This is a genomic window from Streptomyces sp. CCM_MD2014 (genome assembly GCF_000772045.1).
In the GTDB taxonomy this organism is placed as follows: Bacteria; Actinomycetota; Actinomycetes; order Streptomycetales; family Streptomycetaceae; genus Streptomyces; species Streptomyces salinarius.
This window is the reverse complement of the sequence record NZ_CP009754.1, coordinates 1,272,761-1,293,844: the sequence shown is the minus strand read 5'-3', so window position 1 is coordinate 1,293,844 and position 21,084 is coordinate 1,272,761. Positions and strand designations below refer to the sequence as shown.

At 71.7% G+C, this 21,084-nt stretch carries 14 protein-coding genes; 10 read left to right on the top strand and 4 right to left on the bottom strand.

Annotated elements, in window-relative coordinates:
- The first annotated feature begins 257 nt into the window (after window positions 1–257).
- The 9 genes from NI25_RS05580 (at window position 258) to NI25_RS05540 (ending at window position 13,102) form a co-directional block, all read left to right on the top strand.
- A complete protein-coding gene (locus NI25_RS05580; protein WP_061441378.1) occupies window positions 258–3,974 on the top strand; it encodes a ThuA domain-containing protein in 3,717 nt (1,238 codons plus the stop codon).
- A gap of 228 nt (window positions 3,975–4,202) precedes the next feature.
- Window positions 4,203–5,447: an inositol-3-phosphate synthase gene (locus NI25_RS05575; protein ID WP_061441377.1), complete on the top strand. Its 1,245-nt coding sequence runs from the start codon at window positions 4,203–4,205 to the stop codon at window positions 5,445–5,447.
- Window positions 5,444–6,586 (top strand): SCO3242 family prenyltransferase, encoded by a 1,143-nt coding sequence (locus NI25_RS05570; protein ID WP_233520682.1) that lies wholly within the window; start codon window positions 5,444–5,446, stop codon window positions 6,584–6,586. The genes NI25_RS05575 and NI25_RS05570 overlap by 4 nt, the downstream gene beginning before the upstream one ends.
- Window positions 6,583–7,554, top strand: coding sequence for a sugar phosphate isomerase/epimerase family protein (locus tag NI25_RS05565; RefSeq protein WP_228954638.1), 972 nt, complete (start codon window positions 6,583–6,585; stop codon window positions 7,552–7,554). The genes NI25_RS05570 and NI25_RS05565 overlap by 4 nt, the downstream gene beginning before the upstream one ends.
- A gap of 13 nt (window positions 7,555–7,567) precedes the next feature.
- A complete protein-coding gene (locus NI25_RS05560) occupies window positions 7,568–8,329 on the top strand; it encodes an EboA domain-containing protein (RefSeq protein WP_061441376.1) in 762 nt (253 codons plus the stop codon).
- Window positions 8,329–9,177, top strand: a complete 849-nt coding sequence (locus NI25_RS05555) for a TatD family hydrolase (protein WP_061441375.1) — start codon at window positions 8,329–8,331, stop codon at window positions 9,175–9,177. Before NI25_RS05560 ends, NI25_RS05555 begins: the two co-directional genes overlap by 1 nt.
- Before the next feature lie 3 nt (window positions 9,178–9,180).
- Entirely contained in the window at window positions 9,181–10,356 is a 1,176-nt protein-coding gene (gene eboE / locus NI25_RS05550) for a metabolite traffic protein EboE (protein ID WP_061441374.1), read from the top strand.
- Window positions 10,353–11,780, top strand: a complete 1,428-nt coding sequence (locus NI25_RS05545) for a nucleotide pyrophosphatase/phosphodiesterase family protein (RefSeq protein WP_061441373.1) — start codon at window positions 10,353–10,355, stop codon at window positions 11,778–11,780. The genes eboE and NI25_RS05545 overlap by 4 nt, the downstream gene beginning before the upstream one ends.
- Window positions 11,781–11,893: 113 nt before the next feature.
- Window positions 11,894–13,102, top strand: coding sequence for a sugar phosphate isomerase/epimerase family protein (locus tag NI25_RS05540; RefSeq protein ID WP_061441372.1), 1,209 nt, complete (start codon window positions 11,894–11,896; stop codon window positions 13,100–13,102).
- A 79-nt stretch (window positions 13,103–13,181) separates the two neighbouring features.
- Here the strand turns inward: NI25_RS05540 and NI25_RS05535 are convergent, their stop codons facing one another.
- The 4 genes from NI25_RS05535 to NI25_RS05520 all read right to left on the bottom strand — a co-directional run bounded on the left by NI25_RS05535 (window position 13,182) and on the right by NI25_RS05520 (window position 19,795).
- Window positions 13,182–14,561 (bottom strand): OFA family MFS transporter, encoded by a 1,380-nt coding sequence (locus NI25_RS05535; RefSeq protein WP_061441371.1) that lies wholly within the window; start codon window positions 14,559–14,561, stop codon window positions 13,182–13,184.
- Between the two features lie 123 nt (window positions 14,562–14,684).
- Complete coding sequence (locus tag NI25_RS05530; RefSeq protein WP_061446760.1) at window positions 14,685–16,829, bottom strand: acetate--CoA ligase family protein; 2,145 nt, start codon at window positions 16,827–16,829, stop codon at window positions 14,685–14,687.
- A 4-nt stretch (window positions 16,830–16,833) separates the two neighbouring features.
- Window positions 16,834–18,102, bottom strand: coding sequence for a formyl-CoA transferase (frc, locus tag NI25_RS05525; RefSeq protein WP_061441370.1), 1,269 nt, complete (start codon window positions 18,100–18,102; stop codon window positions 16,834–16,836).
- A 10-nt stretch (window positions 18,103–18,112) separates the two neighbouring features.
- The gene (locus NI25_RS05520; RefSeq protein ID WP_061446759.1) at window positions 18,113–19,795 is read right to left on the bottom strand and encodes a thiamine pyrophosphate-binding protein; all 1,683 of its coding nucleotides are present in this window, start codon (window positions 19,793–19,795) and stop codon (window positions 18,113–18,115) included.
- Window positions 19,796–19,938: 143 nt separating this feature from the next.
- Here NI25_RS05520 and sucC point away from each other — a divergent pair, with 143 nt between their 5' ends.
- On the top strand, window positions 19,939–21,078 hold the full coding sequence (gene sucC, locus NI25_RS05515; protein WP_061441369.1) for an ADP-forming succinate--CoA ligase subunit beta: 1,140 nt from the start codon (window positions 19,939–19,941) through the stop codon (window positions 21,076–21,078).
- Window positions 21,079–21,084: the final 6 nt, after the last annotated feature.

The window sequence follows — 21,084 nt, the reverse complement described above, 5'->3', positions numbered from 1 at the left end:
TTCGACCGCGGATCGGGACCGGGGACCGGCAGCCGTGCCGGTGCCCGGTCAGGGCTGCCCGAATCCCGCTTTGTCCTGAGTTGGGAAAAAGTTCAACCAGCTCCGGTCCAAGGGGTGTTGGCTCCGGAAGAACGCGGTTACCGTCCCTGAAGTGTTCAAGACACTCACGCCTCCGGGGTGACGGCGCACCCCGGCGCCCGCATCGCACGTCTTCGCACCCATCCCAGTACGGCCCACCCCGTTCCCGGAGGGACTTCGTGCACAGAACCAGACTCAAAGCCACCGGCACCACCAGGCGCCCCAAACTCCGCACCACCCTCGCCCTGTTCACCGGCCTGCTGCTGGCCGTGGGCACCCCGGCGACCGTCGCCGGCGCCCACCCGGGCCACCCGGAGCACGACGAGACGGCAGCCGCCGCCGAGGGGCAGTTCCAGCAGGTACCGCTGGCCAAGGGCGAGCCCGAGATGGGCGAGCCGATGTCGCTCGCCGTGCTCCCCGACCGCAGCGTCCTGCACACCGCCCGCGACGGCACACTGCGCCTGACCGACCAGGGCGGCGTCACCAAGGTCGCCGGCAAGATCCCCGTCTACAACCACGACGAGGAGGGCCTGCAGGGCGTCGGCATCGACCCGGACTTCGAGAACAACCGGGCGATCTACCTCTACTACGCCCCGCCGCTCGACACCCCCGCGGGCGACGCCCCGGAGAACGGCACCGCCGAGGACTTCAAAGAGTTCGACGGCGTCAACCGCCTCTCCCGCTTCGTCCTCAACGCCAACGGCACGCTGGACATGTCCAGCGAGAAGAAGGTCCTGGACGTCGCGGCCTCCCGCGGCACCTGCTGCCACGTCGGCGGCGACATCGCCTTCGACGCCGAGGGCAACCTCTACCTCTCCACCGGCGACGACACCAACCCGTTCGCCTCCGACGGCTACACGCCGATCGACGAACGCCCGGACCGCAACCCGGCCTTCGACGCCCGCCGCAGCGCCGGCAACACCAACGACCTGCGCGGCAAGATCCTGCGCATCAAGGTCGCCGAGGACGGCTCGTACACCATCCCGGAGGGCAACCTCTTCGAGCCGGGCACCGAGAAGACCCGGCCCGAGATCTACGCCATGGGCTTCCGCAACCCGTTCCGGATCAGCGTCGACAAGAAGACCGGCACGGTCTACGTCGGCGACTACGGCCCCGACGCGGGCGCCGCCGACCCGAAGCGCGGCCCGGCCGGACAGGTCGAGTTCGCCAAGGTCACCAAGGCCGCCAACTTCGGCTGGCCCTTCTGCACCGGCGACAACGACCCGTACGTCGACTACGACTTCGCCACCGGCACCTCCGGCGAGACCTTCGACTGCGCGGCTCCGAAGAACACCTCGCCGCACAACACCGGCCTCACCGACCTGCCGCCCGCGCAGGCCGCGTGGATCCCGTACGACGACGACTCCGTGCCCGAGTTCGGCAGCGGTTCCGAGTCCCCGATGGGCGGCCCGGTCTACCGCTACGACCCCGAGCTCGACTCCAGCGTCAAGTTCCCCGAGGAGTACGACGGGGACTTCTTCGCCGGTGAGTTCGGCCGCCGGTGGATCAAGCGGATCGAGCAGAACGAGGACGGCTCGGTCGCGAAGATCAACGACTTCCCGTGGACCGGCACCCAGATCATGGACATGGAGTTCGGGCCCGACGGCGCGCTCTACGTCCTGGACTACGGCCTGTCCTGGTTCCAGGGCGACAAGGACTCCGCCCTGTACCGGATCGAGAACGCCGCGGACGGCTTCTCCCCGATCGCAGAGGTCAGCGCCGACAAGACCTCCGGCGCGGCAGGCCTGAAGGTCGCCTTCACCGCCACCGCCAAGGACGCCGACTCCCCGGACCTCACCTACAGCTGGGACTTCGGCGACGGCACCAAGGGCGAGGGGCTCACGCCCACCCACAAGTACAAGAAGGTCGGCACCTACACCGCGACCTTCACGGCCAAGGACCCCGAGGGCAACACCGGCAACGCCAGTGTCCGCATCGTGGTCGGCAACACCGAGCCCAAGGTGGTCATCGAGACCCCCGGCAACGGCACCCTTCTCCCCATGGGGGAGCCCATCCCCTTCAAGGTGAAGGTCACCGACCCCGAGGAGACGATCGACTGCTCCAAGGTCAAGGTCGCCTACAGCCTCGGCCACGACTCCCACGCCCACGAGCTGACCAGCGAGATGGGCTGTGAGGGCACCCTGAACCCGCCGCCGGGCGACGGCGGACACGACCCCAACGCCAACATCTACGGCGTCGTCGGCGCCAGCTACACCGACGGCGGAGCCAACGGCCAGGAGGCCCTGACCGGCACCGCCCGCACCGTGATCCAGCCCCCGCACCGCCAGGCCGAGCACTTCTCCGCCCAGCAGGGCGTGTCGCCCATCGACAAGACCGGCGCCAACGGCGGCAAGACCGTCGGCGACATCAACGACGGCGACTGGATCTCCTTCACCCCCTACAAGTTCGACGGGCAGAAGAAGCTGACCGTACGGGCCTCCTCCGGCGGCACCGGCGGCTACGTCGAGCTGCGCACCGGCTCGCCCACCGGCCCGCTGCACGGTTCTGCCTACATCCCGCCGACCGGCAGCTGGGAGACCTTCCAGGACGTCGACGTGCCGCTGCGGGCCCTGCCCAAGAAGACCACCGACATCTACCTGGTCTTCAAGGGCGGCGAGGGCGCGCTGTTCGACATCGACGACTTCGAGTTCTCCAAGGAGCCGTTCAAGGCCGGCAAGAAGGTCCTGGTCTTCTCCAAGACCGCGGGCTTCCGCCACGACTCCATCCCGGCGGGCATCGCCGCCCTGAAGGAGCTGGGCACCCCGGCCGGCATCTCCGTCACCGCGACCGAGGAGGCCGGGCAGTTCACCACGGCCAACCTGGCCAAGTACGACGCGGTGGCCTTCCTGTCCACCACCGGTGACGTCCTCAACGCCGACCAGCAGAAGGCGTTCGAGAACTACGTCAAGAACGGCGGCGGCTACATGGGCATCCACGCCGCCGCCGACACCGAGTACGACTGGGAGTTCTACGGCGGCCTCGTCGGCGCCTACTTCGACTCGCACCCGGCCATCCAGAAGGCCACCGTCCGTGTCGAGGACCACGACCACCCGGCCACCGCGCACCTGGACGACGCCTGGGAGCGCACCGACGAGTGGTACAACTACCGCACCAACCCGCGTGAGCAGGCCAAGGTCCTCGCCACCCTGGACGAGACCACCTACCAGGGCGGGAACATGAAGGGCGACCACCCGATCGCCTGGTGCCAGAACTACGGCGGCGGCCGCTCCTTCTACACCGGCATGGGCCACACCAAGGAGTCCTACGCGGACGAGGCCTTCCGGAACCACCTGCTCGGCGGCATGCAGTACGCCACCGGCCAGGTCAAGGCCAACTGCAAGCCCGCCAAGGGCTACCGGGACATCTTCAACGGCGAGACCCTGGACGGCTGGAAGCAGGCCGGCCCCGGCAAGTTCAACGTCAAGGACGGCGTCCTGGAGTCCGAGGGCGGCATGGGCCTGCTCTGGTACCAGGCCAAGGAGCTGAAGTCGTACTCCCTCAAGCTCGACTGGAAGATGTGGGGCGACGACAACTCCGGCGTCTTCGTGGGCTTCCCGGCCTCCGACGACCCCTGGTCAGCCGTGAACAAGGGCTACGAGATCCAGATCGACGCCACGGACGCCGTGGACCGCACCACCGGTGCGATCTACACGTTCAAGGCGGCGAACATCAAGGCCCGTGACCAGGTTCTGCGGCCGCCCGGGCAGTGGAACTCCTACGAGATCAAGGTCCAGGGCGAACGCCTCCAGGTGTTCCTCAACGGAGTCAAGATCAACGACTTCACCAACAAGGACCCCGAGCGGAGCCTGACCGACGGCTACATCGGCCTGCAGAACCACGGTGCCGACGACCAGGTCTCCTTCCGCAACATCCAGCTCAAGGAACTGCCCTCCTAGGGCGAACCGTGCCCGAGGGGTGACCTCTTCCAGGGGCGCCCCACCCCTCGGGGCAACCGGAACGGCGGCGGGCGGAGGACGCCGGACCTCCGCCCGCCGTCACCCGACGGACCCTCACACCCCGACGGACCCTCACACCCCCACGGACCCCAACACCCCGCACGGAACACCCCACCCGGCCGTACCACCGCTCGTGTGTGCTCGACGCGCTCGACAAGGAGGCTGCCCATGTCCGCGTCCCCCTCTGCTTCCTCCCACGGCTCCCGTACCGGTGTCTGGCTGATCGGAGCCCGCGGTTCCGTCGCCACCACGGTGGTGGCGGGCTGTGCCGCCGTGACCGCGGGGCTGCACCCCGCGACCGGCATGGTCACCGAGACCACCGACTTCGCCGACGCGGGACTCCCCGCCCTGTCGTCCCTCGTCTTCGGCGGCCACGACACCGTGGACTGCCCCCTGCCGAAGCGGGCGGAGGCACTGGCCGCAGGGGGAGTGCTGCCGCACGGGCTGCCCTCGGCCGTGGGCGCCGAACTGGCCGCGGCCGACCGCGAGATACGCATCGGCGGCCCCCTGCCGGGTGACACCCGGGACGACGAGGAACTGATCGCCGCGTTCGCCGCGGACATCACCGACTTCGCCCGGCGCTGCGGAGTGGACCGGACGGTGGTCGTGAACGTCGCCTCCACCGAGCCCGCGCCCACGGGGGCCGGCCTGCCCGCCAGCTCCCTCTACGCCGCGGCCGCCCTGCGCGCCGGCTGCCCGTACGTCAACTTCACCCCGTCGACCGGCCTGCACCACCCGGCGCTGGCCGCGCTTGCCGACTCCTCCGGGGTGCCGTACGCCGGCCGGGACGGCAAGACCGGTCAGACCCTGCTGCGCTCGGTGCTGGGCCCGATGTTCGCGCAGCGGGCCCTGGCGGTGCGCGCCTGGTCGGGCACCAACCTGCTGGGCGGCGGCGACGGTGCCGCACTGGCCGACCCGGCCGCCGCCGCGGCGAAGAACGCCGGCAAGGAGCGCGTGCTGGCCGACACCCTCGGCGCCCCCGTCGAGGGCGAGGTCCACATCGACGACGTGCCCGCGCTCGGGGACTGGAAGACCGCCTGGGACCACATCGCCTTCGACGGCTTCCTCGGCGCCCGCATGGTCCTCCAGACCACCTGGCAGGGCTGCGACTCGTCCCTCGCCGCGCCGCTCGTCCTCGACCTGGCCCGCCTGGCCGCCCGCGCCCACCAGAAGGGGCTGTCCGGCCCGCTGGAAGAACTGGGCTTCTACTTCAAGGACCCGGTGGGGGAGGGGCCGGCCTCCCTGGCCGAGCAGTACGGGGAGCTGAAACGCTTCGCCGGGCGACTCCGGGACGCCGAGGAGCGAGCCTGCGACGGCGGGGACTCCGGACGGCGCGAGGACGGCGAGGACGGCGGGACCCCCGGGGCCTCGGGAACCGGCGGCGGCGCCGACGAGCGCGGGGCGGGGCGATGAGCCGCATCTCCGCCGCCGCGCGGAACAGCACACGCGGCACGTCCGCGGCACGCGCGTCGGGCGGGATGCCGACCGGTGCGTCGGCCCGTGCGTCAGACGGGGGGCCGGCCGGTCCCTCGGGCCGTGCGGCACAGACGCCGGGGCCGCCTGACGCTGCCGCCGGACCGCCTCCCGCGGGTGCGGCAGCACCGCCCGCCCCTTCCTCCCGCGCCGGTGCCTGGGCCGAACTCCTCCGCCTGCCCGCCCTGTTCACCGTCCCCGGCGACGCCCTGGCCGGTGCGGCGGCGGCCGGTGCGCGCCCCGGCCCCCGCACGCTCCTGGCCATCGGCTCCTCCCTGTGCCTGTACGAGGCCGGCATGGCCCTCAACGACTGGGCCGACCGCGCCGAGGACGCCGTCGAGCGCCCGCGCCGCCCCCTCCCGTCCGGCCGCATCCGCCCCGCCGCCGCACTCGCGGCCGCGGGTGCCCTCACCGGTGCCGGGCTCGCCCTGGCCGCCGGAGCGGGACGACCCGCCCTCACGATCGCCGCGCCCCTCGCGGCCACCGTGTGGGCCTACGACCTCGCTCTGAAGCACACACCGGCCGGCCCCGCGGCCATGGCGGCGGCACGTGGCCTCGACTTGCTGCTGGGCGCGGCCGCCACCGGGGGCGGCACCCGGGCGGCGCTGCCCTCGGCCGCGCTGCTCGGCAGCCACACCCTCGCGGTCACGGCCGTCTCCCGCCGGGAGACCACCGGCGGTTCGGTCCTGGCCCCGCTGGCCGCCCTCGCCACGACGGGGGCGCTGACCGGCCTGGTCGCCCGCCGCCCCACCCGACTCCCGGCAGGCCGGCGGGCAGCAGCCGCCCCCGGCCTGCCGGGCTCCATCCCGTCACCCGGTGTCGCCGACGCGCTCAGGGCCGGGCTGAGCGCCGCCTACACCGCGACGGCCGCCCGCCCCTACTTCCACGCCGTGCTCAACCCCTCGCCCCCGCTCACCCAGCGCGCCGTGGGCGGTGGCATCCGGGCCACGGTCCCGCTCCAGGCCGCGCTCGCCGCCCGCTCGGGTGCCGGCGCCACGTCCCTCCTGGTCGCGGCCCTCGCCCCGGCCGGCCGGTGGTTCGCGCGACGGACCGCCATGAGGAAGGTGAGCATCACATGACCCGCGACGTGAACCAGGGACCGAACGAGACCCAGGCCGGTCGTGGCACCAGCGACACGGCGGCGGAGGGGGCCGCCGCGCACCCGCTGCGCTTCGGATACGGCACCAACGGCCTCGCCGACCTCCGTCTCGACGACGCCCTCGCCCTCCTCGCCGACCTGGGGTACGACGGCGTCGGCCTGACCCTCGACCACATGCACCTCGATCCGCTCGCCGACGACCTCGCCGCCCGCACCCGCCGGGTCGCGCGGCGACTGGACGCGCTCGGTCTGGGCGTGACCGTCGAGACGGGTGCCCGCTACGTGCTCGACCCGCGTCGCAAGCACGGCCCCTCCCTGCTCGACCCGGACCCGGAGGACCGCGCGCGGCGTACCGACCTCCTCCTCCGTGCCGTCGGCGTGGCCGCCGACCTCGGCGCCCACGCCGTGCACTGCTTCAGCGGCGTCACCCCGGCGGGCACGGACGAGGACACGGCGTGGAAGCGGCTGGCCGAGTCCCTCGCCCCGGTCCTGGACGCCGCCGCCACCGCGGGCGTCCCCCTCGCCGTGGAACCCGAACCCGGGCACCTCCTCTCCACCCTCGCCGACTTCCACACCCTGCGCCGCACCCTCGGCGATCCCGAACCGCTCGGCCTCACCCTGGACATCGGCCACTGCCAGTGCCTCGAACCGCTCCCTCCCGCCGACTGCGTGCGCGCCGCCGCCCCCTGGCTGCGTCACGTGCAGATCGAGGACATGCGCCGCGGCGTCCACGAACACCTCCCCTTCGGTGACGGCGAGATCGACTTCCCGCCCGTCCTCGAGGCCCTCGCCGCCACCGGCTACCGGGGCCTGACCGTCGTCGAACTGCCCCGCCACTCCCACGCGGGCCCCCACTTCGCCGAACGCTCCCTCCCGTTCCTGCGGCGCGCCGCACCGGCGTCACCGTCCCGCACCAACCGCTCGGGCGAGCCCTCCGCCACCCACTGAAGGGAGCCACACCATGACGCAGCCACACGCCGCCCACGTCACCCCCGACAGCCAGGACGCGGCCGGCGCCCCCGCCGGGCCCGACGGACAGGTCGGACAGGCCGGACCGGACCAGGGCACCACCCCCGCCCACGTCCCGCCCGCCGAACTGCGCGCGGCCCTCGCCACCCGCCTCGGCGGAGCCGCCCGCGCCTGGCTGGACCAGGCCCTGGACGAGGCCGCCGCCCACCCCGGCACCCACGGCCCCATCTCGGTGTGGGAGCTGCGCCTCGCCGAGGCCGGACGCCGCTGCGGCCCTGCCCACGCCGACGCCGCACGCGTCCTCGTCCTGCACGCCGCCCAGGCCGACACGGACGCCCTGACCCGGGTCTACACCCAGGGCACCGCCGACGAACGCCGCGCCGTCCTGCACGCCCTGCCGCACCTGGTGCCGGGCCCGGACGCCCTGCCGCTCGTCGAGGACGCCCTGCGCACCAACGACACCCGGCTCGTCGCCGCCGCCCTCGGCCCCTACGCGGCCCGGCACCTCGACCCGCACCAGTGGCGGCACGCCGTACTGAAGTGCCTGTTCACCGGTGTCCCCGTCGACAGCGTGGCGGACCTCGCCCGCCGGGCCCGAGGGGACGACGAACTCGCCCGGATGCTCGCCGACTACGCCGCCGAACGCACCGCCGCGGACCGCACCGTCCCCGAAGACCTGCACCGCGTCCTGGCCCTGACCGAGTCCGGACGCCCCGCGTCCGGCACGGCCGACCCCCACGGCAAGGAGTCCTGATGCGCATCTTCGACCCCCACATCCACATGACATCCCGGACCACCGACGACTACGAGGCCATGCACGCCGCCGGCGTCCGCGCCGTCGTCGAACCCTCCTTCTGGCTGGGCCAGCCCCGCACCTCTCCCGACTCCTTCCGCGACTACTTCGACGCCCTGCTCGGCTGGGAACCCTTCCGTGCCGCCCAGTACGGCATCGCCCACCACTGCACGATCGCGCTCAACCCCAAGGAGGCGAACGACCCCCGCTGCCTGCCCGTCCTCGACGAACTGCCCCGCTATCTCGTCAAGGACCGGGTGGTCGCGGTCGGCGAGATCGGCTACGACTCGATGACGCCCGCCGAGGACACCGCCCTCGCCACCCAGCTCCAGCTCGCCGCCGACCACGGCCTGCCCGCCCTCGTGCACACCCCGCACCGGGACAAGCTCGCCGGCCTGCGGCGCACCCTCGACGCGGTCCGCGAGTCCGCCCTGCCCACGGAACGGGTCCTGGTCGACCACCTCAACGAGACCACCGTCAAGGAGGCCAAGGACAGCGGCGCCTGGCTCGGTTTCTCCGTCTATCCCGACACCAAGATGGACGAGGCCCGGATGGTCGCCCTGCTGCGCGAGTACGGCCCGGAGCAGGTGCTGGTGAACTCCGCCGCCGACTGGGGCCGGAGCGACCCGCTCAAGACCCGCAAGGTCGGCGACCTGATGCTCGCCGAGGGCTTCACCGAGGACGACGTGGACCGGGTGCTGTGGCGCAACCCCGTCGCCTTCTACGGACTCAGCGGACGCCTCGAACTCGACGTGGCCTCGGGCGAGGCCACCCACGAGGGCAACTCCATCCTGCGCGGCGGGGAGTGAGCCATGCGCTTCCGGCACCCCGACGGCTCCACCGTCCACCTCGCCTACTGCACCAACGTCCACCCCGCCGAAACCCTCGACGGCGTCCTCGCCCAGCTCCGCGACCACTGCGAGCCGGTCCGCAAACGCCTCGGGCGCGACCGGCTCGGCATCGGGCTGTGGCTCGCCCGCGACGCCGCCCACGCCCTGGTCACCGACCCCGCCGCCCTGCGCGGCCTGCGCACCGAACTCGACCGGCGCGGCCTGGAGGTCGTCACCCTCAACGGCTTCCCCTACGAGGGCTTCGGCGCCGAAGAGGTCAAGTACCGCGTCTACAAGCCGGACTGGGCCGATCCCGAACGCCTCGACCACACCACCTCCCTGGCCCGGCTGCTCGCCGGACTGCTGCCCGACGACGTCACGGACGGCACCATCTCCACCCTTCCCCTCGCCTGGCGCACCGCCTACGACGAGGCCCGCGCCGACAAGGCCCGCGCCGCCCTGGTCACCCTCGCCGAACGCCTCGACGCCCTTCACGAACTGACCGGCCGCTCCATCCGCGTCGGCCTGGAACCGGAACCCGGCTGCGTCGTCGAGACCACCCACGACGCCATCGCACCGCTGACCGCGATGGGCCACGAACGCATAGGCGTCTGCGTCGACACCTGCCACCTCGCCACCTCCTTCGAAGATCCGGACACCGCCCTGGACGCCCTCACGGCCGCCCGCGTGCCCGTCGTCAAGTCCCAGCTGTCCGCCGCACTGCACGCCGAACACCCCGCCGACCCCGCGGTCCGCGAAGCCCTCGCCGTCTTCGCCGAGCCGCGCTTCCTGCACCAGACCCGCACCACCACACCGTCCGGCGGCCGGCAGGGCACCGACGACCTCGACGAGGCCCTCGCGGACGGCGGCCCGCTGCCCGCCACCGCGCCCTGGCGCGCCCACTTCCACGTCCCCCTGCACGCGGCGCCCGCCGCACCCCTCACCTCCACCCTTCCCGTGCTCGAGGCCGCGCTGACCCGGCTCGTCGGCGGCCCGCACCCCCTCACCCGCCATCTGGAGGTCGAGACCTACACCTGGCAGGCCCTCCCGCCCGAGCTGCGGCCCCGCGCCCGCGCCCAGCTCACCGACGGCATCGCCGCCGAGCTGACCCTCGCCCGCGACCTGTTGACGGACCTCGGCCTGAAGGAACTGCCATGACCGGACCCACCCACCGACCGGCCGACGCCGAAGGACCGCTCCGCCCCGACGCACCCACCCCCCTCCTCGTCCTGGACGTCGTCGGTCTCACCCCCCGCCTCCTCGACCACATGCCCCACCTCAAGCAGCTCGGCCAGTCCGGTTCCCGCGCGCCGCTCGGCACCGTGCTGCCCGCCGTCACCTGCGCCGCCCAGTCCACCTTCCTCACCGGCACCCACCCAAGCGAGCACGGCATCGTCGGCAACGGCTGGTACTTCCGGGAACTCGGCGACGTCCTGCTGTGGCGCCAGCACAACGGCCTCGTCTCCGGCGACAAACTCTGGGACGCCGCCCGCCGCGCCCACCCCGGCTACACCGTCGCCAACATCTGCTGGTGGTACGCCATGGGCGCCGACACCGACATCACCGTCACCCCCCGTCCCGTCTATTACGCCGACGGCCGCAAGGAACCCGACTGCTACACCAGGCCCCCGGCCCTGCACGACGAACTCACCGACAAGCTCGGCACCTTCCCCCTCTTCCACTTCTGGGGACCCGGCGCGGACCTGGTCTCCAGCCAGTGGATCATCGACGCCACCCGGCACATCATGGCCACCCGGCACCCCGACCTGACGCTCTGCTACCTCCCTCACCTCGACTACGACCTGCAGCGCTTCGGCCCCGACGACCCGCGCTCCCTCAAGGCGGCCGCCGACCTGGACGCGGCCCTGGCCCCGCTGCTCGACGACGCCCGCGCCGAGGGCCGCACCGTCGTCGCGCTCTCCGAGTACGGCATCACCCCCGTCAGCCGGCCCGTGGACATCAACCGCGCCCTGCGCCGCGCCGGACTCCTTGAGGTGCACACCCAGGACGGCATGGAGTACCTCGACCCGATGGCCTCCCGCGCCTTCGCGGTCGCCGACCACCAGATCGCCCACGTCTACGTCCGCCGCCCCGAGGACCTCGACGCGACCCGTGCGGCCCTGGACGGACTGCCGGGCATCGCCGAACTCCTCGACGACGAGGGCAAGAAGGCCCAGCACCTCGACCATCCGCGCGCCGGCGAACTCGTCGCCGTGGCGGAGCCGGACGCCTGGTTCACGTACTACTACTGGCTCGACGACGACCGCGCGCCCGACTTCGCGCAGCTCGTCGAGATCCACCGCAAACCCGGCTACGACCCGGTCGAGCTGTTCATGGACCCGCTCGACCCCTACGTCAAGGTCAAGGCGGCCGGCGCCCTGGCCCGCAAGAAGCTCGGCATGCGCTACCGCATGGCGGTCGTGCCCCTGGACCCCTCACCTATTCGAGGCAGCCACGGCCGCCTCCCCGCGAGCGACGACGACGGTCCGCTCCTCATCTGCTCCACCCCCCGCGCTGTCGGAGACCGCGTCGCGGCCACCGACGTGAAACAACTCCTGCTCCGGCTGGCCGGACTCGGCTGACGCACCACCCGGTGCGCCTGCCGAATCCGACTACCGAGAGTGAAACACACGGCACTGACAACGGCCCGCCCGAGCCGCATCGGCGCAGGCCACGACCCAGAAGGCAGGCATCAGTGACCCCGTTCACCGACCCCTCCCGCACCGACGCCGGCACCGACCCGTCCGCCGACGGACCAGGCGAGAGCCTGCGCCGCACCCTCGGCGTGAACCGGCGCCGCTTCCTCAGCACCTGCACCGCCGTGGCGGCCGGTGCCGTCGCCGCCCCCGTCTTCGGAGCCTCCCCGGCCCTCGCCCACGGCCGGGACAGAGACCACGACCACGGGCACGGACACGGCCACGGGCAGATCCTCGTCCCGGCGGACAAGCGCGGCATCATCCTCTACACCGTCCGCGACGCCACCGCCCGCGACCCCCTCGCCTCCGACCTGCCCTCCGGCTTCCGCGAGGTCTTCAAGCAGCTGGCCCGCCACGGCTACCGCCAGGTCGAGTTCGCCGGCTACCGCCAGCACGCCAACGCGCCGGGCGGCGCCGACCTGGAGTCCGTCGAAGGCGCCCGGCTGCTGCGCTCCTGGCTCGACGACTACGGGCTGCGCGCCCAGGGCAACCACGGCTTCATCCCGTCCTCCTGGCCGCTGACCCAGGCGGACAAGGACACCTTCAAGAAGCACCTGGAGATCGCCAACATCCTCGGCATGGACCACATGGGCACCGGCGGCGACCCCACCGGCAGCTCCTACCGCGCCGACTGGGACGTGGCCGCCGACAAGTGGAACGCCCTCGGCGAGATCGCCCACCGGGAGGGCATCAAGCTCTACACGCACAACCACGACAGCGCCTACGGCTTCCTGCTCGACGGCGGCCCGCTGGACGACCAGGGCCGGCCGACCCGCAGCTCGGGCATCCGGAAGCTGGAGTACTTCCTGAAGATCACCGACCCGAGGGTCGTCTGGCTGGAGATGGACATCTTCTGGGCGCACGTCGCCCAGTACAAGTTCCACGAGTACACCGCCCACGACGGCACCACCCGGAAGAACGTCTTCGACCCGGCCGGGCTGGTCGTCCGCAACAACCGGCGCTACCCGCTCTTCCACGCCAAGGACGGCGTGGTCAGCACGACCAACGGCATGGGCTACGACATGGTGCCGTTCGGGACCGGCGTCATCGACTACACGACGTTCTTCTCCCGGGTCGGGCAGCGCAACTACCACAACCCGATGATCGAGGACGACAACTCCCCGAGCGCCACCGACCCCGCGCAGTCCCTGCGCGAGGCCAAGATCAGCTACGACAACCTGGCCGCCCTGCGCAAGCGGCGCCACTGACCCGCCGCACGGACCGGGCGGCCCCTCCCGCGTGCTGGGGGAGGGGCCGCCCGGTCCGTGCGAAGAAGCCTCAGTCGGGTCATTCCTCGCCGAGCGGCCGGGGATTCGCAGTGACGCGCTTGCCCTTCGAGCGTCCCGGCGGATGCAGGAACAGCGCCACGAACCCGGCGAAGATCGAGATGCTGCCCGCCAGGCTGAAGGCACCGTTGTAGCCCCAGGCGCCGACGACCACGGAACCCATGCCGGCGCCCAGGCCGGAGACCAGCTTGGAGCTGTAGACCATGCCGTAGTTGGTGGCGTTGTTGTTCTCCCCGAAGTAGTCCGCCGTCAGCGCGGCGAACATCGGGAAGATGGCACCGCCGCCGAACCCGGAGACGGCGGAGAAGATCAGGAACAGCGGCAGGTTCTTGATCTCGGCCGACCAGATGATGCCGAACTGGGCGAGGCCCAGGATGGCGCACACGTACAGCAGGCACTGTTTGCGGCCGTACAGGTCGGAGAGCCAGCCGATGACGCCGCGCCCGGTGCCGTTGACGATCGCCTTGAGCGACATCGCGGTGGCCACGATCCCGGCCGCGAAGCCCGCCTCCTCGCCGATGTCGACCTGGAAGGCGATGCCGAAGATGTTCACCCCGGAGGTACAGGCGAGACAGAACCACATCAGCGCCACCCGGCCGGTCCGCCAGGCCTCCATCGGGGAGTACTGCTTGACGGCCGGCGGGTTCTTCTCCAGCGAACGCCGGGCCCGCGGGTCGGCCGGCGGGTTCAGCGGGTCGACGGCGGCCGGCCACCAGTTCTTCGGCGGGTCCCGGAAGTAGAAGCCGGCGACCGCCACCATCGCGGCGAGCAGGACACCCGCCGAGACCAGCACCCAGCGGAAGTTCGAGGTGTCCATGTAGCCGTGGAAGATGAAGACGAACGGCACCGAGCCGTAGGCGAAACCGCCGTTGACGAAGCCGGTCTTCCCGCCCCGGCGCTCCGGATACCACTTGCCGACCATGTTGACGCAGGTCGCGTACACCATGCCGGCACCCATGCCGCTGAACACGCCGAACCCGATGAAGGCGAGCGAGACATGTGGCGCGAACGCCAGCGACAGATAGCCCAGCAGCGTGCCGGCCGACCCCAGCATCATCGCCCAGCGCGCCGGCAGCCTGCCGCTCTCCCGCAGCCGCCCCGCCGGAAACGCGACCGCGGCCTGGCAGAACACCCAGGCGGTCATCATCCAGTAGATGCTGCCGCTGGACCAGTGGTGGGCCTCGTGCAGCGTGTCCTCGGCGGACGCGAACGCGTACTCGGCGGAGGAGATGCCCATCATCCCGATCCAGGGCAGGATCACCATCCACTTGCGCTTGCGTCCCATGATGTCGATGTCGGACTCGCCCACGCGGTAGACGCGCCCGTTCCTGTCGGTCACCTCCCGGTAGGCGGCGACCCGTGTGACATCGGTGGTTGTCATGTCGATTGCACCCCTAGCGTCGAAAGAACTGGCCAGCGCCCCCTGTCCCATGCCTTTCGTGCGCGCGCGGGTCCCCGGGGCCGGCCGACGCGCACCCGTCGCCCGGCCCCTCGCCGTCTCACGTCATGAACCGCCCCCCAACAACCCCGCGGCCCGTGCCCACCGGTACTTGGCGCCCAGTACGGCCACGGGCTTCTCGGTCGTGTACGGGTACGCCACGACACCGTGCTCGAAGAGGTACTGGCACGCCTCCTCCACCTCGACGTCGCCCGCCAGGGAGGCCACCACGGGCTTCTCGACGCCGCGCTCGCGGAACTCGGCCACCACGCGCGCGGTGAGTTCGGCGAACACCATGGGCGGCGTGACGATGGTGTGCCAGTAGCCGAGGACGAGCGCGTGGATGCGCGAGTCCTCCAGGCCGAGCCGGATCGTCGCCTCGTACGTCGACGGCGGCTCGCCCCCGGTGATGTCCACCGGGTTGCCCGCCGCGCCGAACGGCGGGATGAAGGCGCGGAACGCCGTGTCCAGGTCGGGCGGTATCTCCATCAGCGACAGCCCGTTGTCCGTCACCGCGTCCGAGAGCAGCACACCGCTGCCGCCGGCGCCGGTGATGATCACCACGTTGTCGCCCTCGGGGGCGGGCAGCACGGGCAACGCGCGCGCGTACTCCAGCATCTCGTTGAGCCCCGGCGCCCGGATGACGCCTGCCTGTCGCAGGATGTCGTCGTACACGGCGTCGTCCCCGGCCAGTGCCCCGGTGTGCGACCCGGCGGCCTTGGCCCCCGCCGCCGTACGGCCCGCCTTGAGCACGACGACCGGCTTCTTCGGCACGGTCGCCCGCGCGGCCTCGACGAAGGCGCGGCCGTCCTTGAGGTCCTCCAGGTGCATCGCGATGCACTCGGTGTGCGGGTCCTCGCCGAACCAGGTCAGCAGGTCGTCCTCGTCCAGGTCCGACTTGTTGCCGAGACCCACGATCGCCGACACACCGGTCTTCGTCGTCCGGGCGAAGCCCAGGATGGCCATGCCGATGCCGCCCGACTGCGAGGTGAGCGCGACGCCGCCCTTGACGTCGTACGGCGTGCAGAACGTGGCGCACAGGTCCTGCCAGGTCGAGTAGTAGCCGTAGATGTTCGGGCCCAGCAGCCGGATGCCGTGCCGTTCGGCGACCGCCACGATCTCGTCCTGGAGCGCCTGTTCACCGGTCTCGGCGAAGCCGGAGGGGATCAGGACGGCGTTGGGGATCCGCTTGCGCCCCACCTCTTCCAGGGCCGCCGCCACGAACCGCGCGGGGATCGCGAAGACCGCCACATCCACCTCACCGGGAACGTCGGTGACACTCTTGTACGCCTTGCGGCCCAAGATGTCATCGGCCTTGGGGTTCACCGGGTGGATCTCGCCCGCGAAACCGCCGTCGACGAGGTTGCGCATCACCGAGTTGCCGATCTTCCCCGGCTCGCCCGACGCACCGATCACCGCGACCGAAGAGGGCTGCATCAGGCGGCGCATCGAGGCGAGGATCTCCTCGCGCGTGTACCGGCGCCGTTCCTTCGGCGCGTCGGTCGCCAGGATCACCCGGATGTCGGCCGCGACCGCGCCCTCGGGCGTGGCGATCACCGGGTTCAGGTCCACCTCGGCGATCTCCGGGAAGTCGGCGACGAGTTCGGAGACCCGGCGGATCTGCTCCGCCACCGCCCACCGGTCCACCCCGGCCTGCCCGCGCACCCCGCGCAGCACCTCCGCCGCCCGGATCGAGTCCAGCATCGACAGCGCCTCGTCGGCGTGTACGGGCGCCAGCCGGAAGGTGACGTCCTTCAGCACCTCGACCAGCACCCCGCCGAGCCCGAACGCCACCACCTTCCCGAACGTCGGGTCGGTGACCGCCCCGACGATGACCTCCTGCCCCTGCGGCAGCAGCTCCTGCACCTGCACGCCCTCGATCCGCGCGGAGGCGTCGTACGCGCGTGCGTTGTCGACGATCCGGCAGAACGCCGCCCGCACGTCCGCCGCGCCCTCGACCCCGACGACCACACCGCCGGCGTCGGTCTTGTGCAGGATGTCCGGCGAGACGATCTTCATCACCACCGGCCCGCCGAACCGCGCCGCGCACGCCACCGCCTCGTCGACGTCCCGCGCCAGCTCCTCACCCGGTACGGCGATTCCGTAGGCGTCGGCGAGCACCTTGCCCTCGGGCGCGGTGAGCGCCGTGCGCCCCTCGGCCCGTACGGCGTCCAGGAGCCCGCGCACCCGCGCCCGGCGGTCCTCGGCCATCACGTCAGATCACCCCGTTCGACTTGAGCAGCCGCAGTTCCTCTTCGCCGAGGCCCAGCTCGCCGACGTAGACCTCCTCGTTGTGCTCGCCCAGCAGCGGCGAACTGGTCACCCGCACGGGGGAGTCGGAGAGCTTGAGCGGGCTGCCCACGGTCACGAACTCGCCGCGTTCGGGGTGCGGGACGGTGACGACCATCTCGTTGGCGACCAGCGACTCGTCCTCGATGATCTCCTTGGTGGACAGGATCGGCCCGCACGGGATGTTGTGGGCGTTCAGCCGCTCCAGCACCTCCCACTTGGGCAGGGTGGACGACCACTCCTCGATCAGCTGGAACATCTTGTTCAGCTTCGGCAGCCGTGCCTGCGGCGTCGCCCACTCGGGATCGTCCGCCAGCTCCGGCCGGCCGATCAGTTCGCTCAGCGGCCGCCAGCCGACCGGCTGGACGATGACGTACACGTAGTCGTTGGGGCCGCCCGGCGCGCACTTGACCGCCCAGCCCGGCTGCCCGCCGCCGGACGCGTTGCCGGACCGGGGAACCTCGTCGCCGAAGTCCTCGTTGGGATATTCGGCGAGTGGACCGTGGGCCAGGCGCTGCTGGTCGCGCAGCTTCACCCGGCAGAGGTTGAGCACCGCGTGCTGCATGGCCACGTTCACCCGCTGACCGCGTCCGGTGTGCTCCCGCTGGTAGAGGGCGGCGAGGATGCCCGCCACGACGTGGACGCCCGTGCCCGAGTCCCCGATCTGGGCCCCCGTCGCCAGCGGCGGTCCGTCCTCGAAACCGGTGGTGGACATCGATCCGCCCATGGCCTGCGCGACGACCTCGTACGCCTTGAACGCGGTGTACGGGCCCTCGCCGAACCCCTTGATGGAGGCATAGACGATCCGTGGATTGATCTCCTTGATGCGGTCCCAGGTGAACCCCATCCGGTCCACCGCGCCGGGGCCGAAGTTCTCGACCATGACGTCCGAGCGGCGGATCAGCTCTGTGAGGATCTCCTTGCCGCGCTCCGTCTTGGTGTTGAGGGTGATGCTCCGCTTGTTGCAGTTGAGCATCGTGAAGTAGAGGGAGTCGACGTCCGGCAGATCGCGCAGCTGCCCGCGCGTGATGTCACCGTGCGGCGCCTCCAGCTTCACGACGTCCGCGCCGAGCCAGGCGAGCAGCTGGGTCGCCGAGGGCCCCGACTGCACATGCGTCATGTCCAGGACGCGGATGCCCTCAAGAGCCTTCGCAGGCGTTGCGGTCGTGCCAGTCGTGCCTGTCGTGCCGGTCATGGGGGTCACCTCACTTGTACATCGTCTGGTTCATGGTTCCGGGGGCGTACGCGTCCGGGTCCACCCAGACGTTGATCAGGGACGGCTTGCCGGACTCGCGGGCCCGGCGCAGCGCGGGGCCGATGTCGGCGGGGTCGCGGACCTCCTCGCCGTGGCCGCCCAGCATCCGGGCGAACCGGTCGTAGGGCACGTCGCCGAGCGTGTTGCCGACCCGCTCGCGCTCCTTGCCGTACTTCACGGCCTGGCCGTAGCGGATCTGGTTCATCGAGGAGTTGTTGCCGACGATGCCGACGAACGGGAGGTCGTAGCGGACCAGGGTCTCGAAGTCCCAGCCGGTGAGTGAGAAGGCGCCGTCGCCGAAGAGGGCGACGACCTCCTTGTCGGGCCGCGCCTGCTTGGCGGCCAGCACGAAGGGGACGCCGACGCCGAGCGTGCCCAGCGGTCCCGGGTCCATCCAGTGGCCCGGCGACTTGGGCTGCACGACCTGCCCGGAGAAGGTGACGATGTCGCCGCCGTCGCCGATGTAGATCGAGTCCTCGGTGAGGAAGTCGTTGATCTCGCTGACCAGCCGGTACGGGTGGATGGGGGAGGCGTCCGACCTGAGCTGCGGCAGCCGCTTGTCCAGCGCCGTCCGCTCGGCCGCGCGCAGTTCGTCCAGCCACTCCTTGCGCTTCGCCGCGCCCCCGTTGATCCGTCCGGACGCCGCCTCGGTCACCGACTTCAGCACCAGGCCCGCATCGCCGACGATGCCGAGGTCGATGTCGCGGTTCTTGCCTACGGTGCGGTAGTCGAGGTCGATCTGCACGACGGTCGCGTCCGGCGAGAGCCGCCTGCCGTAGCCCATGCGGAAGTCGAAGGGCGTGCCGACGATCACGATGACGTCGGCGTTGGAGAAGGCGTAGCGGCGCGAGAGCTGGAAGTGGTGCGGGTCGCCGGGCGGCAGGGTCCCGCGGCCGGCGCCGTTCATGTACGCCGGGACGTTGAGCGTGCGGACCAGCTCGACGGCCGCCTCGGTGGCACGGGTCGTCCACACCTGGCTGCCGAGCAGGACGGCCGGCTTCTCCGCGTGCACCAGCAGGTCGGCGAGCCGCTCGACGGCCTCCGGGTCTCCCGCCGACCGGGTGGAGGCACGGTACGCCCCGGCGCGCGGCACCCGCGCCTTCTCCGCCGGCACCTTGGCGTCCAGCACGTCACGCGGGATCTCCAGGAAGGACGGCCCGGGCGCGCCGTGGTAGCACTCGCGGAACGCCATCGACACCATGTCCGCCGCCCGCGCCGTGTCCGGAACGGTCGCCGCGAACTTGGTGATCGGGGTCATCATGTCGACGTGCGGCAGGTCCTGCAGGGACCCCATCTTGTGCTGGGTGTGAGCGCCCTGACCGCCGATCAGCAGCATGGGCGACTCGGCGCGGAAGGCGTTGGCGACACCGGTGACGGCGTCGGTGGTGCCCGGGCCGGCGGTGACCACCGCGCAGCCGGGCCTGCCGGTGATACGGGCGTATCCGTCGGCGGCGTGCGCGGCGACCTGCTCGTGGCGTACGTCGACGACCTCGATGCCCTCGTCGACGCAGCCGTCGTAGATGTCGATGATGTGGCCGCCGCACAGCGTGTAGATGCGGTCGACCCCCTCGGCCTTGAGTGCCTTGGCAACGAGGTGGCCGCCGGAGATGACGTCCTGGGTGTCGTCGGACATGGCGAAGTCCTGTCCCTTCACGAGGGGTTGGGGCGCTCTCGCGGTACATTGCATACAGTCGACGAATACTGTATGAAGCTTGTTATCCCGCATCCGGTGGGTGGTGTCCAGGGGGCGTGCGGCACTTTCAGTCAGGAGCCGAGATGGACCTGTACGAACACCAGGCAAGGGAACTCTTCGAGGAACACGGGATCGTGGTGCCGAGGGCGGAGGTCACCGACTCGCCCGAGCGGGCCCGGGAGATCGCCCGCGCACTCGGCGGACGCGTCGTCGTCAAGGCGCAGGTGAAGACCGGCGGGCGCGGCAAGGCGGGCGGAGTGCGCCTCGCCGCCGACCCCGCCGAGGCCGAGCAGGCCGCACGGCGCATCCTCGGCATGGACATCAAGGGGCACACGGTGGGCACCGTCATGCTCGCCGAACCCTGCGACATCGGGCGGGAGTTCTACGTCTCCTACGTCCTCGACCGCGCGTCCGGGGGCTTCCTCGCCATCGCCTCCGCGGAGGGCGGCACGGAGATCGAGGAGGTCGCCGCCCGGCGGCCCGAGGCCGTGGCACGCATCCCCGTCGACCCCGTCGCGGGCGTGCACACGGCCACCGCGGTGCGCATCGCCGACGCCGCGGGACTGCCCCCGCAGACCGTCGACACCCTGGTGCGGCTGTGGAAGGTGCTGGTCCGCGAGGACGCCCTCCTGGTCGAGGTCAACCCGCTGGTCAGGACGGTCGAGGGCCGTATCGTGGCCCTCGACGGCAAGGTCACCCTCGACGACAACGCCCGCTTCCGCCGGTCCCGTTGGGGCGACGAGAAGCCCGCGTCCGACTCCCTGGAGGCGCGAGCCGGTGCCAAGGGCCTCAACTACGTCAAGCTCGACGGGGAGGTCGGCGTCATCGGCAACGGCGCCGGACTGGTCATGTCGACGCTCGACGTGGTCGCCGGCTGCGGCGCCCGCCCCGCCAACTTCCTCGACATCGGCGGTGGCGCCTCCGCCCGGGTCATGGCCGACGGGCTGTCGGTCGTCCTCTCCGACCCCGACGTGAAGTCCGTCCTCGTCAACGTCTTCGGCGGCATCACCGCCTGCGACGCGGTCGCCGACGGCATCGTCCGGGCCCTGGACGAGGTCCGGCCGACCAAGCCGCTCGTCGTACGCCTCGACGGCAACAACGCGGCCCGGGGCCGGGCGCTTCTCGACGCACGTGCGCATCCCCTGGTCGAACAGGCCACCACCATGGACGGCGCCGCCCGCCGTGCCGCCCGGCTCGCCACCGCGGCGCCCACCGCCGGATAAGGAGAC